Below are 12,159 nucleotides of genomic sequence, written 5' to 3' on the forward strand. Positions count from 1 at the left end.
TGCCCCCATCCGGTGGCGGAACGGGTGACACGCGGTTCACCGGAACACGGTGCGAACCATCCGGCAGAACGGGTGCAGGTGGGCTGCCGGCGCACCCATTAATAAGTATCACTAACTGCATGACAACGACCGCGGTGATGGAACGGATCATGTCATCCTCCTCGGTTACGGAACTCAGTTGCCAAAACTTGCGGGCACCATCTGGTCCTGCAACCGTGCGGTATTGCCGGCGCGCTTGAGGACGATCTCCTGCTGCTGCCCGGCGATGAGCCGGTCTTCCGAATCGGCGAGCATCCTGAAGAGCTGCAGCTTCGTCATTTCGTTGCCGACCGCCGTGCTCTCAATCTGGATGCGGGCCTGCAGTTCCGAAATCCCTTTCTGGTCCTGCGTGACGTCGATCTGCTGCATCAGGCCCTGGATCTGGTCGAGCTCCTGGAGCTCCGTCTGGTACGCCTGTGTGCCGAATGCCTTGTCCTGGAACGGCTTGTTGAGTGCGCGCTGGCAGACCTGCTGGTCGACACCACTCTGGTCCTCGCAGTTGTAGATCTCGCTCGCCGAGCGCAGCGTCTGCGCACTGCCAGTGAGACCCGCATATCCCCCGTTCTGGATCGCTGTATAAACGGACTGCCAGTTCGATGGCAGGGAGTTCGACAGAACCGGATTGCTCATCAGGGACCCAAATCCACGGGTGCCACTGAGCGACTGATACAGCTGGAGCTCCTGCTGCACTTCCTCCTTCAGTTGCCCGACAGTCGCGATCGCCTGCACGACGTTCTGTGCGTCATACACAGGAATGCCCTGGGCACGAACGACGGAAGACAGGCAACCGGTCGCGGCGATTGCGCCTGCTATCAGAGCGCGCCGTACATGTGAGGTGGTCATGATGCAGACTCTCCATCGTTTGCCCGATCGCCCAGGTGCTCGCGGGCCGCACGCTGGTAGGCTGGCATCGAACCGCTTCCCGCTCCGCCATCCGAAATCTTTCCGCCGGGCCGGCGCGGACCATGCCCGAAGCGCATGACGGCATCGACGCCGCGAAGCGCCTGGCGTGCGGCGTATCCCGCAACGAATGCACCAAACCCGGACAGGGTGGCGCCACCAGCCAGGCCGGAGGCGACCGCAGGCAGTTGCCATCCGACAGTGGCCAGCAGGAGGCCCGTGACGCACATGCCCAGTCCCGCTGCCCAGGACGCTGCGCTGTCGAGTGCGCTGTGAACAGCGGCTGTCAGCGAAGACGCATTTGCATCGGGTGCCGAGGTCGTCACCTGGAACGGCGCGAGATCTGCGGAGAACGCGGTCAGCGCCATACCCAGAAACGCCGCAATGAGTACCTGCAACAGCGCGTAGTTAGCAATCTTCGCGGTCCACGCCTCGAAGAAGCGGGCTGTCGGGCTGAATGCGCCACATGCGATGAACAGGGGGCCAAGGCCGAGCACCAGCTCCAGCAGCATCCTCGCCATCAGCACCTCGAATGCGAGGACGATCAGGAAGACCGAGGCACCGAGCGCGGCTACCAGCCCGCAAAAGAAATCGCCGATGCCGGCCACGATGCCCGCCATGCTGAAGCCTTCGTGCGTCGCCTTGTTGAAGTAGGCATCCATCACGATGTCGATCTGCCGGTCATAGCAGTCGAGGGTCTGGTAAATGGAGGACGCGCTCGTACCCGTCACGCTGGCGCCACTCACCGTTCCGCAGCCGGCATTACCCGCCCCGGCATTCGCGGCCGCCGTCTGGATCGTCCGGGCCAGGCCTGAGGTAGCGCCCTCCACCGCGGTGACGATCTGCGACTGGTAGATGCCCGCACCGAGCGCAAAGGCAAGCATGATGGCCACCTTCATCCCACGCCACGCAAAGGCGGGTACCGACTCATGGGCCTCGCCACGCACCACGGCCAACCCGTACGCGATGATCCAGATCGTGAGGGCCGTCGTGACGACCGGCACCAGCGCACTGGAGAGCGCCGAGGACACGCTCGTGACGTACGTCGACATGCCGTTTTCGAGCGTGCCGCCAACCGCTGTGAAAAGGCCGCTCATCGAGCACCTCTTCCCGACACACGCGGGGCCAGCATGTTCAGGGCTGCCCCGCTCGCACGCCGTCGCGCCAGCCGTTCATGAAACACGGGAAGCCACGCAGCGGGTTCGTCGCCCACCTCGGCACGGATGCCGTCGAGCAGTTCGACGTTGTCCGTCGTTCCCGACAGCACGTCGAGCACGTCGCCGAGTCCGCCGAGATCCAGCCGGCCGATCGCCGAGTGGTGTCCCTGCTTGACAAGAAACAGGCGGCTGTTCTCCCCCAGCGTGCGAACGATATTGAATTCGGCCTCGGTGAGCTTGAAGCCGTGGACGTAGTCGTCGTAGTCCGCCCGCGGATTGGGCAGGAAGAAGAATGTCGCGGTCTGCTCGATGAGCGCCCGCGCGATAGGGCTGCGCAGGACGTCCGCCGGCGACTGCGTGTCGAAGATGCCCAGACCGTTCTGCTTGCGGATGGTCTTCTGCCTGTTGTTCGCGAAATCCGTAAATACCGGGTCCCCGAGGCGCTTCCAGAACTCGGTCATCACATAGATGAAGCGCCGCCCGTCGATCAGGCTTCCGGTCAGGTGCAGCAGGTACATCGTCACCGGCGTCGACACCTCCGGATCGTCCAGCAGTTCTGTATCGTCGAAGCCGAACAGGTGGTTCTCGCTGAAAGCCAGCAGGTCCGACGGGTTGTCCAGCGCCCAGCCGAGCCGGCCGCCCGCACACCACCTGGTCAGTCGCGCATGCAGGCTGTTCTCGCCCACGTTGGGCATCAGCTGCCGCACCATCGACAGGCGCCGAAGCGGCCGCGCCATGCGGGCCACTTCCCGCACGGCACGCGAAACGTCGAGCTCATCCCTGGCCGAAAGCGGCGCACCCGTGTCGACGAGCCGGCGCACGAGGCGCTCCCAGAAATCCAGTACCGCCTCGTCCGGTTCGAGCTGGAACGGATTGAGCCCCGTCGGGACACCCCGGTGAAAGACGGTGTAGCGGCCGCCCACCGCGCGGATCGCGATCTCGGTACCGCGGTCCTTGTCGTAGACAACGCCCGTGACGCCATACTTCATCGCCATGGCAAGCAGGAACAGCTCAAGTACCGTCTTGCCCGCGCCCGCCTGCCCAATGATCTGGGTGTTGGCGAGTGCCTTCTCGTCGGCCGATTCCTTCTTTTCCGGGGTCGCGTGGAAGTTCAGATAGAGCGGCTGGCCGCTCGGCGTCTTGACAATGGTGATTGCCTCGCCCCACGGGTTGCCGTCGCGCTTGCCCGTCGCGAAGTTGTGCAGGCTCGCGAGCCCACAGAAATTGCGCGAGGTAAGCTTCGCCTCCCGTGGCCGGTAGCGCCAGTTGCCGGGTAGTTGCGCGAACCACGCCGCGTCTGCCACGAGGTCGACGAGCGCGGTCTGGAAGCCCACGTCCGCGAGCTGCGTGCGCGCCTTCGCCACGTGCCGCGCGACCTCGTCCGGGCGGTCCCCGAGCACGGCTAGCGAATAGTGATATTCGCCCAGGACGAAATCGCCATTGATCAGGTCGTTCAGCGCCTGGTCCATCGCCTGGACCTGCGACACGGCGACGTCCTCGCCGGCAATCAGCTGGTTGCGCTGGCGCTCAAGCGCTTCCTTTGCCGTTGGGCGGTCAAGGATCGTGAAGCTCTGCGTCTCGATGTACTCGAAGTCGCCGTAGAGCAGACCGTCGAGCATTCCGGGCTCCGTTTCTTCGGGGTAGTCCTTCAGGTCGAGCAGCGCCGCGTAGCACGTTGCGCCCGGCATGCGGATCTCGACCTTCTCGGTGCGGAAGAAAAGTCGCGACGTCGGCAGTGCCTCGGCAATGCGGCCTGACGGCACCGGCACGGGCTCCCAGGCGGCGTTGACGAGATAACCCAGAAACTCCAGTGCCGTTGAGAAACGCACCGGCCGCTGCGTATGGTGGATCTGCTTCGCGTAGCGAACCTGCTTCCTGTAGACGCCAAGGGCCACCGGATCCCACGGTTTCAGGCCCGATTCGACCTGCGCGGCGAGTTCCGCCATCACCTTCAGCGCCTCATACTCGTCCCGCCTGATATCGTCGGCGGTGCGACGGGCTGCCTGACTGAAGAGGCGCCCCAGCCGCGTGCGATGCGGCCGGTAGACGAGCGTCAGGTAAAGCTCGTTGGCCATCATCCGGTAGCCCGCAAAGCTCGCGTAGTACCGTGTGGCAAGCTCCTGACAGAACGGGTTGCCGTAGGGCGTGGCGAAGTGGTCAGTCACGCGCCGGCGGAGCCGATGGGACCAGAGTCCCACATGGCCACCCGGCAGGCTGCGCACGAGCTGGTTGAACCCTTCGTGACGCACCAGGATGTCACCTGGATCGGCCGCCTCGAAGGCAATGCCGGCGATCTTCCACACGCGCAGATAGTCACCTTCCCGCGTGCGGATCACGTGGTCGGTCACATGCGATGAGAACGGCACGAAGTCCGCGAGCACGACCTCGCGTTCGGCCACGTCGATGAGGTGCGGCTGCGCAGCCATGTCAGCCCCTCCTCTTGACGCGAACCGGCACGTAGGCGTGCGCGCCCCAGAAACGGCGATTGCGCTGGCGAAACGCCATGCGAACGCACAGCACGCACTGCGCAAGCCGCTGGTCGTCGTGCCGCGTGACCGAACGCATCGTCACGAACACCGGCACGAGAAGCAGCGCGACGCCGACGCCCACCGGCGGGCTTGCGAGCAGCGCCCAGATCGCGGGAATCAGGATGCTGCCGCCCACCATCAGCAACGGCACAAGCGGCACGCCCCACAGCATCGCGGGTCGTGTGCAGCCCTTGAAGACGGGATCCCTGAGCTGGTCCATGTTTGCCTCTGGATCAGCTCGTCGGGATCAGCATCGCTGCGATCACCGTGGCGCAGCCCACGAACAGGCCGCCGATGAACACGTTGGCGATATCGCCAAAGCGCGCGTGCTGGAACATCATCTTGAAGCCCGCCCAGATGATCGAGATCGAGCACACCACTGCACCCACGCTGAGTAATGTGGTCTGGATCGTTGTCAGCAGGGTGTTGACCTGAGAGAGCTGCGCATATGCCGGCGTCACCGTCAGTGCCAGCAGGGGCGCAATCGCGAGCCCGCGCCGGACGGCTCGCGCCGACCCACGCATCCATGTCTCCCGTGGAATAGATTTCCACTTGATTTGTAGTCCTGATTTCATGGTCTGCTCCTGTTACACACATGGGTCCTGCCTGGTCAGAAGACGACCGCGCTTTCCTGCGCCATGTCGCCGGGTAGACCAGTCTGGCGATTTCGTCTGCGGTCCGTGGTCGACGGCGTTCCATCCCGGATGCGCGACGGACCGGAACGCGCGCCTTGCGGACTGGACGGAATGACGCGAATGGGCGCGACGTCAGCAGCAATGGCTGGAACCACCGGATCAGGGCGAGCAGCGTCAGCGACAACCCGCTGCACGTAGCCCGTTCGAAAACCTGTGGAGAAATCGCCGCTCGCGTAGCACGACAGCCCCGCGCGCAATGCGTCCTGCGCTCGTGCATACTCGTGCCGCGCGTGCTCGAAGCAGCCCTGCAGGATGGCCGCGCCGGCGGCGAGATTGCGGCATGGATCGAAGACGGTCTCCCGTGTCAGGCCGAACCGGATCCAGTTCGCGCGGTTCACCTGCGCGAGTCCTGCGCTGTAATCCCGCCCGGCGGCCTCCAGCGCGCGTGCCGTCGCAATGGCCTCATTGAGGTTCGCTGGCTGGCGCTCGAGGCGGCCATGTACCACCCCGATCGCGTACGGGTTGAAACCCGACTCGACCCGCACGATGGCGGCCATCGTGGCGGGCGCCACGGCCGGCGCGCACTGCTGCGTCAGGGCCAGAAATGCGGCGAGGGTAATCATTCGCCACCTCCCTGACCGCCCGGGCTTTCGGCCTCCCGCTCCAGAAAGAGGCGTGCGGACTGGGTCGGCTCGTATGGGATAGCGGTACTGCCGGCCCCGTAGAACTCGGTGATCGTACGGTCTGCGCCTTTCGCGTCCCACCACACCCGCGTGTACAGGACGCCGTCGATTTCGACATTGATTGCGCCGCGCGCATTGCATAGCAGCTCACTCTGCTCGGGGCCACTCCAGTACAGCAGATCCTCGCGGCAGTACCCGGCGCCCGCAAAGATGTTCACCGCCGACGTCCCCTGCGAGCCACCTGCGCCGAAGTCGCATGTCGGAAAAGGATCGCCGTGGCGCAAGGCTGCCCACAGCCTCCCGATCGGCGGGACACACTCGTCATACTGCTCAGGGCCACCGGGATTCGAGAGGCACAGGATCACCCGGCAACCCCAGTCGTCGCCATGGGCAGTGCCAGGCGCCAGCATTGATGCACCGACGGATGCGGCGAGGACAATCGACCAGCGGCGCAACCCCCGCAGCAGCCGGCGACCGGCGATGGCAATGTCGAATGAGATGGCTACGTCATGCATCGCATACCTCTGCACGACGAAGGGCAGGCATTGCACCGTTCCCGATTGCATCGAGCCGGCGAGTGAGGACCTCCAGACAGGCGACCACTGTCCGCGAGGATTCGGCTACCCGGACTTCTTGCTCGGGCAGCCGGCCGCGCGGCACTGAGTAACCCACAGCGCGCCCGACAGCTGTCAGGCGAGGCAGCCAGGCGTATCCGTGGGGAAACGCCTGGTCCGCGATCAGCCATTCATGCAGCGTCGTTTCCATCACCTTCACCCACGCTTCTTCCATCGGTCCAGGGATTGCGACGACGGGCAGAAGCCCGACAAAGTGCAATGCCGGATTCAGTCGCGCCCGAACGTTGCGGATCCCATACGTGCCATTGATGATTTCCGAGGCGCAGCCGACGCATTCCGGCGACATCGCTATGGGGCTCAGCACCGCGTCCACCAGCGCCTCTGCACAGACAGCGCGCAGGTCGGGCATCACGGGAGTATCGATCAGGCACACGTCGAACTGCGGCGCCACCACGCATAGCAGATGACGAAGGTTCGCGTAGTAGCGTGTGCGGGCGGGATCGTCACGCGAGTGCAGACCGTCGACGGTGTCGCCGCTGAGCACGCGAACGCAGCCGTGGGGTGCGGGCCGGGCGCGCCCGGACGGGTCCGGCACCGGGTTGCCGGACCCGATCGCCTCATCCTGCCCGCCGGCGAGCATCCGTGCGCAGCGCGGCGGCTCGGCAAGGTCCAGTACCAGCACGCGCCAGTAATTGACGCGATGCAGGTGACGGGCAAGCAGGCAGGTCAGCATCGTCCTGCCCGAGTTACTCTTTGCCGAAATGATCAGAAGCGATTTCATCGTTCATCGTCCTCAGCCGCGCCCGCTGTCGATGAATCTGCGAAGAAAAAGGAACCCGCGGCGCCGGAGAGGCTGACCGCGGGCTCAACGGGGGATCATTGCATCAGCGCCAGAAAGCAGAAAAGCCTGCAGGTGCAGGCTTTTTGCGAATGCGTCACGGCACACCACGTCGTCGCACAGACATCGAACTGCGGGGCCGCTAACGCGTACTCGGTCGTGCGTGGCACGTTGACCGGATCAGATTGTTGGCTTCAATCTAGACGAGTGCGCCGCCCATTGCAAGTGGCCTCAGGCACCGCGCAGTCTTTCCATTTACCCACGTCCTCTCAGGTGTTCCCACGAGTTCCCCAAAAAAATCTCTGCTGTGGGGCCTTCCACCCAGATTCGCCGAGGGCAGCATCGGCCGGGTCAGACCGTGCAGGCGGCGGGCCGGGTCGAGTCGAACCGTCGGCGACAGCACACCATCATTGCCTGTCGTCAGACGGGTGCGAGCCGTCGCGATCCTGGTTCCCGCTCTCCAGGGCGCGTGCGAGTGCCGTACGTGCGGCCGAAAGTTCCAGCTCGAAGCGTTGCGCGGGCCGACGGGGTATGCGCAGCCGCCTGCAGATGATCTCATGGCTGGCATGCCAGAGATACACCATGCGCAGCATGTCGCGATGCCGCGGATGCAGGGTCTGCCATGCTTTCGTGATCCGCGCCGCATCGACCGGATCGTAAGCGCCGCGAGATGCATTGCCCCAATTTTCCAGCCGCCGATGCAGTGGTGGCGAAGCGGGATCGCGACTCATGGCGCGCCTCCCACGTCGTCGCGCGCAGGCGCACGATAACGCGCGGGATTCTCGAGAAACTGTTCAATGTCGGCCGCGCGCCATCCCACCAGGCGGCCGCCCAGCCGTATCGCCGGGGGAAATGTTCCCGCCGCCATGCGACGGTAAATTGTTGAGCGCGACAGCCCCGTTCTCTCTTCGACGTGGCGGCGGCGCAGGATCCAGTGCGCCTCGCTGTTCGCAGTTGACATTGCCTTCCCCCAGAAAAAATGCCGGCCTGACGTTGCCGGTACATGGGGGCATTCAAGCAGCGGTCGGGTCCGACTTCCAAACCCGTCTTATCGACGGGAAGCTCCCGTCGGACGGGGCGAACGACACACAGGTGAGGCAAAACGTATCACCTGTCGACGGCGGAGATTACCGCGGTCGATCTCACGAACGGGAAGCGTAGAATATTCAGTACCTGACGTACGGTCGCGGTCCCGCAGAGGTGGCACCCGTCGCATCAACCAGGAGAGACGGTCGTGCTGTCTTCCAATGAATGGCGAACGCGTACCGTTGAGGATGGCGTCGTGCGCTGCCCATCCTGCAACTCGTTGAACGTGACGATGGGCGCGTGTGCTGTAGGCGCGTACACGATCTACCAGAAGTATGTGTGCGAAGGCTGCGGGTACGAATTCCAGGCCATGTTTGGCCTGATCGGATGTGTTCCAGGAAGCAACAACGAGGGCAACGACACCTGACGCATTCTTGCCCCGGCAGGCGAGTGAGCACACCGGCATGGAACCCATGCATACGCCCACAGGCGCGCCTGCGTCGCAAACCTGCAGCTGTTGAAGCGAGTCCGTCCGGGGTGAGTCAAGCACGCCTCGAAGGAAAGCGCAAGCGACGTCTGGCGTCCGCGCCCCCCGTTTCCAGCGTGTTCGCTGCAGGGCATGCGCCAGATGTCGTCACCGGGATATGACCGTCCAGCGAACTGGAGCCTTCAACCGTCGGAGTCTGCTGAATCAGGCCGGCTAGAACTTCATCCTGATCCCCGCACCCAGGCTGTTGCCTGACGACACGCTGGTCATTGTGTCGTACCGCCAGGCGGCATAGACGTCCGTGCGTTTCGAGAGCGGATAGTCGTATCCGAGCACCACTGTCGACCAGCGGACATCGCTCCCCTGTACAGGCCGCCGAAGCGTCCCCGCCCAGGACACAAGTACGTTGCCCGTTCCGACCTGCGCGCTGGCGCCTACCTGAACGGTATCGTCGGTAAGCTCATTGTTGTTGGTCACCCGTTCGTACTGCAGATAGAGCTTCACCGCCTGCAGGCGATACGCCGCTCCGACGAGCCACGCCGTCTGTTCCGTGGCGCCATTCAGGAAAAGCGACGCCGTGTGAAGGCTCTGGACTGCTGCCGTCGCGGAAAACGGCCCCGCGAAGTAAAGCACGTTCGCACTGTAGTTCGCCTGCCCTGCATGCCCCGCGACGCCCGCATTGCTGTACAGCACACTTCCCGTCAGACCGCTAACGTCCGGCGACTGGTAGACAATCGAATCGTCGATCGCCGTATCGCTTTGCACCGACGCAGCACCCATCGCGGAGCCCAGAAACGTGTGGGCCACCATGGGCGAGAAGACGAACGAGTTGCCGAACGGGTTGAACAGCAGCGTGGACACGAACAGCAGGGAATCATTACGCCCAAGGGTCAGCTGACCGTATTGCCCGCTCAGACCGACGAACGCCCTGCGCCCGAAGAAGGACTGTCCGGCGTACGCGCCTGACTGGCCACTGTTGATCCGGTAAAAACTCTCCAGCGTAAAGATGGCCTTCATGCCACCGCCCAGATCCTCGGCGCCCGACATGCCCCAATACGACGTCGACAGCCCGCCCGAACCCACCTCCCACGCGTTGCCCGCCGAGCCGGGCGTACGCACCACCCCGGCAAATGCATCGGCCAGCCCGTAGAGAGACACTGACGACTGCGCGTGCGCCATGCCCACTGTCAGACACAACGACAGCGCCGCCAGACCTTTGCTGCATTTTCCCCGCACATCCCTGCGCATGATTTCTCCTTCATCGTTTTTTGAGTGTTTCTTCTGGGGGGCACCTGCCTGACGGCGCGATGTCTCGTCGCGCCTCACCCCGGCCTGACGCGCGCGAGCGGCCTTCCTCGCTCGGCCAGCGCAACGGCAACCAGCAGTTCGTGCGGCGCCGGCGAGTCGGGTACGCAGAGCGATACGGTGTCGAAGTGGTCGAAGCTCCACATGTCTGTGACGCTGTGCAGCGGGATGTCGACGCACGCACCAGGCGGCCCGCGCTTCGTGACGGACGGCATGATCGAGGACGCGCCAGGCAGGCAGTCGCGCACCGCCTTGCCGAGTCGCGGATGCAGTAGCGCTGCTGCCCACTCAAGCGGCACGCCGGTGCCCGCGAGCGCCGCCTTCCCGTAACCGTGGATGTCTTGCCCCGCACAACCGAGCGCAAGCAGCGCCCGTCCGGTGAGCATCCGGCCGAGCTCAGCGCCCGCCGCATACAGCGCATCGAGCTCACCACCGACATCCATGTCGGCCGGCTTCAGCACGGCAGCGGCGACGACCTGACGATGCGGTGGGCTCACGACTGTGCCGAGTTCCGCGCACCGCTCAACAAGATGGATCACGATCCGCGTAATCTGGACGTTCATGGCGCGATCTCCATGTCACCCGGAAGCTGCAGTTCCCCTGTCGGTGCCGGAAAATCTCCCCTCGCCAGCTCGTAAGCGCGCGCTGCGCGCAGTACCAGCGCATCGCTGCCCCGGGGGCCAATGATCTGCAGACCGACAGGCAGATCACCGGCGAATCCGCAAGGCACCGATATCGCGGGCAGTCCGGCCTGGTTGCACCACGCCGTCAGGACAGGCGCCTGACGCAGATGGGCCGGCAGCCCTGAAACTGGAGGCGGGCCGCAATGAAACGTCGGTGTGAGCAGCAGGTCGTGATGCTGGAAGAACGTCTCCATTGACGCCGCGAGCGCATGACGGGCAAACAGTGCGTCGGCGAACGTCGCGGTGTTCACCTGCGCGCCCGCATCCGCCAGTGCCTTCAGGTCGGGATCGAGCAGCGTCCTGTCAGCTTCTTCCATGTGCCGCACGCGCTGTGCAAAGAACACGGACCACTGGATCGAATGCATGCGGCCGTCCCCGTAGAAATCCGCAAGGGGTACTACTTCGGTTTCGTCCACCCGCGTGCCGAGTGCCGCGAATGTGCTGGCTTGCCTCCCGACACATTCCGCAATGGGCGATTTCACGGATATGCCCGCCGGGGCAGCGCAGTACGCGATGCGCAGACCCGCGATGCTGTCGTCCAGCATGCCGGCATATCTGGACCAGCCACCCGTTACCGAGCCTCCGTTGAGGGTTTCGTGAGTCATCGCATCGAGCATCAACGCTGCATCCGGTACGTTGCGTGCCATCGGTCCCAGCGTGGACAGAGCGGTCCATGACGTTGCTGAACCGGCCGGTACGAGCCCGAATGTGGGCTTGAATCCGACCACGCCGCTCCAGCAGGCCGGAATCCGGATGGAGCCTCCCCCATCGGTCGCAAGCGACAGCGGCCCCATGCCCAGCGCAACCGCGACCGCCGATCCGCCGCTGCTGCCTCCCGGGGAGAGTCGCGTATCCCACGGATTGCGCGTTGCGCCTGTCAACGGACAGTCGGTGACGATCTTGTTGCCGAACTCGGAAGTCGTTGTCTTGCCGAACGGTATGGCGCCCGCGCGCCGCAGCCGCGCCACGGCCGGCGCATCGGCCATTTCGCGGTCTGGGGAAGTGGTCCATGACCCATGCCGTGTCGGAAGACCGGCTACGGCGACGAGATCCTTGACCGATACCGGTACGCCATCAAGCGGACCACACGGCTCGCCGCGCATCCACCGCCGCTCCGCCTCGCTGGCGGCCGACATTGCCCCTTCCTCGTCGAGGGCGCAGAACGCGTTGACAACCGGATCAAGCTTCGTGACGCGGTCCAGTACCGCGCACATGACCTCGACGGGCGAGAGCGTGCGCTGCCGGAATCCGGCAGTCAGCTGACTCGCGCCAAGCGTGACAATTTCACTCATTATGTAGTCCT

At 64.5% G+C, this 12,159-nt stretch carries 14 protein-coding genes; 1 reads left to right on the top strand and 13 read right to left on the bottom strand.

The annotated features are described in order from the left end of the window. Positions 1 to 174 precede the first annotated feature (174 nt). The 10 genes from HV770_RS09825 to HV770_RS09870 form a co-directional block, all read right to left on the bottom strand. Positions 175 to 882: a TrbJ/VirB5 family protein gene (locus HV770_RS09825; protein WP_175159217.1), complete on the bottom strand. Its 708-nt coding sequence runs from the start codon at positions 880 to 882 to the stop codon at positions 175 to 177. After that, a complete protein-coding gene (locus tag HV770_RS09830; protein ID WP_175159218.1) occupies positions 879 to 2,036 on the bottom strand; it encodes a TrbL/VirB6 family protein in 1,158 nt (385 codons plus the stop codon). The genes HV770_RS09825 and HV770_RS09830 overlap by 4 nt, the downstream gene beginning before the upstream one ends. Continuing rightward, positions 2,033 to 4,522: a VirB4 family type IV secretion/conjugal transfer ATPase gene (locus HV770_RS09835; RefSeq protein ID WP_175159219.1), complete on the bottom strand. Its 2,490-nt coding sequence runs from the start codon at positions 4,520 to 4,522 to the stop codon at positions 2,033 to 2,035. Before HV770_RS09835 ends, HV770_RS09830 begins: the two co-directional genes overlap by 4 nt. Position 4,523: 1 nt before the next feature. Further along, positions 4,524 to 4,844 (bottom strand): VirB3 family type IV secretion system protein, encoded by a 321-nt coding sequence (locus HV770_RS09840; protein WP_175159220.1) that lies wholly within the window; start codon positions 4,842 to 4,844, stop codon positions 4,524 to 4,526. A gap of 13 nt (positions 4,845 to 4,857) precedes the next feature. After that, positions 4,858 to 5,199, bottom strand: coding sequence for a TrbC/VirB2 family protein (locus HV770_RS09845; RefSeq protein WP_175159221.1), 342 nt, complete (start codon positions 5,197 to 5,199; stop codon positions 4,858 to 4,860). Positions 5,200 to 5,234: 35 nt separating this feature from the next. Next, on the bottom strand, positions 5,235 to 5,882 hold the full coding sequence (locus tag HV770_RS09850) for a lytic transglycosylase domain-containing protein (RefSeq protein WP_175159222.1): 648 nt from the start codon (positions 5,880 to 5,882) through the stop codon (positions 5,235 to 5,237). After that, positions 5,879 to 6,457: a hypothetical protein gene (locus tag HV770_RS09855; protein WP_175159223.1), complete on the bottom strand. Its 579-nt coding sequence runs from the start codon at positions 6,455 to 6,457 to the stop codon at positions 5,879 to 5,881. The genes HV770_RS09850 and HV770_RS09855 overlap by 4 nt, the downstream gene beginning before the upstream one ends. Further along, positions 6,450 to 7,298, bottom strand: coding sequence for a ParA family protein (locus tag HV770_RS09860; RefSeq protein WP_175159224.1), 849 nt, complete (start codon positions 7,296 to 7,298; stop codon positions 6,450 to 6,452). The genes HV770_RS09855 and HV770_RS09860 overlap by 8 nt, the downstream gene beginning before the upstream one ends. Before the next feature lie 464 nt (positions 7,299 to 7,762). Then, on the bottom strand, positions 7,763 to 8,086 hold the full coding sequence (locus tag HV770_RS09865) for a hypothetical protein (protein WP_175159225.1): 324 nt from the start codon (positions 8,084 to 8,086) through the stop codon (positions 7,763 to 7,765). Then, positions 8,083 to 8,316 (bottom strand): helix-turn-helix transcriptional regulator, encoded by a 234-nt coding sequence (locus HV770_RS09870; RefSeq protein WP_175159226.1) that lies wholly within the window; start codon positions 8,314 to 8,316, stop codon positions 8,083 to 8,085. The genes HV770_RS09865 and HV770_RS09870 overlap by 4 nt, the downstream gene beginning before the upstream one ends. Positions 8,317 to 8,589: 273 nt before the next feature. On the opposite strand from HV770_RS09870, the gene HV770_RS09875 reads away from it, so the two are divergent. Continuing rightward, positions 8,590 to 8,808 carry a hypothetical protein gene (locus tag HV770_RS09875; RefSeq protein WP_175159227.1) on the top strand — a complete coding sequence of 73 codons (219 nt, stop codon included), beginning with the start codon at positions 8,590 to 8,592 and terminating at the stop codon, positions 8,806 to 8,808. 273 nt (positions 8,809 to 9,081) lie between these two features. On the opposite strand, the gene HV770_RS09880 is transcribed toward HV770_RS09875, so the two are convergent. The 3 genes from HV770_RS09880 to HV770_RS09890 all read right to left on the bottom strand — a co-directional run bounded on the left by HV770_RS09880 (position 9,082) and on the right by HV770_RS09890 (position 12,148). After that, positions 9,082 to 10,116 (bottom strand): porin, encoded by a 1,035-nt coding sequence (locus HV770_RS09880; protein WP_175159228.1) that lies wholly within the window; start codon positions 10,114 to 10,116, stop codon positions 9,082 to 9,084. Positions 10,117 to 10,190: 74 nt separating this feature from the next. Continuing rightward, positions 10,191 to 10,736, bottom strand: coding sequence for an amino acid synthesis family protein (locus HV770_RS09885; RefSeq protein ID WP_175159229.1), 546 nt, complete (start codon positions 10,734 to 10,736; stop codon positions 10,191 to 10,193). Next, positions 10,733 to 12,148, bottom strand: coding sequence for an amidase family protein (locus HV770_RS09890; RefSeq protein ID WP_175159230.1), 1,416 nt, complete (start codon positions 12,146 to 12,148; stop codon positions 10,733 to 10,735). Before HV770_RS09890 ends, HV770_RS09885 begins: the two co-directional genes overlap by 4 nt. Between the last annotated feature and the right edge of the window lie 11 nt (positions 12,149 to 12,159).

This window comes from Paraburkholderia fynbosensis, from assembly GCF_902859935.1.
Classification (GTDB): Bacteria; Pseudomonadota; Gammaproteobacteria; order Burkholderiales; family Burkholderiaceae; genus Paraburkholderia; species Paraburkholderia fynbosensis.

Bases quoted from the DNA above. Each gene is read 5' to 3' on its own strand.
- HV770_RS09825 (WP_175159217.1), bottom strand. From the start codon at position 882: ATGACCACCTCACATGTACGGCGCGCTCTGATAGCAGGCGCAATCGCC.
- HV770_RS09830 (WP_175159218.1), bottom strand. From the start codon at position 2,036: ATGAGCGGCCTTTTCACAGCGGTTGGCGGCACGCTCGAAAACGGCATG.
- HV770_RS09835 (WP_175159219.1), bottom strand. From the start codon at position 4,522: ATGGCTGCGCAGCCGCACCTCATCGACGTGGCCGAACGCGAGGTCGTG.
- HV770_RS09840 (WP_175159220.1), bottom strand. From the start codon at position 4,844: ATGGACCAGCTCAGGGATCCCGTCTTCAAGGGCTGCACACGACCCGCG.
- HV770_RS09845 (WP_175159221.1), bottom strand. From the start codon at position 5,199: ATGAAATCAGGACTACAAATCAAGTGGAAATCTATTCCACGGGAGACA.
- HV770_RS09850 (WP_175159222.1), bottom strand. From the start codon at position 5,882: ATGATTACCCTCGCCGCATTTCTGGCCCTGACGCAGCAGTGCGCGCCG.
- HV770_RS09855 (WP_175159223.1), bottom strand. From the start codon at position 6,457: ATGCATGACGTAGCCATCTCATTCGACATTGCCATCGCCGGTCGCCGG.
- HV770_RS09860 (WP_175159224.1), bottom strand. From the start codon at position 7,298: ATGAAATCGCTTCTGATCATTTCGGCAAAGAGTAACTCGGGCAGGACG.
- HV770_RS09865 (WP_175159225.1), bottom strand. From the start codon at position 8,086: ATGAGTCGCGATCCCGCTTCGCCACCACTGCATCGGCGGCTGGAAAAT.
- HV770_RS09870 (WP_175159226.1), bottom strand. From the start codon at position 8,316: ATGTCAACTGCGAACAGCGAGGCGCACTGGATCCTGCGCCGCCGCCAC.
- HV770_RS09880 (WP_175159228.1), bottom strand. From the start codon at position 10,116: ATGCGCAGGGATGTGCGGGGAAAATGCAGCAAAGGTCTGGCGGCGCTG.
- HV770_RS09885 (WP_175159229.1), bottom strand. From the start codon at position 10,736: ATGAACGTCCAGATTACGCGGATCGTGATCCATCTTGTTGAGCGGTGC.
- HV770_RS09890 (WP_175159230.1), bottom strand. From the start codon at position 12,148: ATGAGTGAAATTGTCACGCTTGGCGCGAGTCAGCTGACTGCCGGATTC.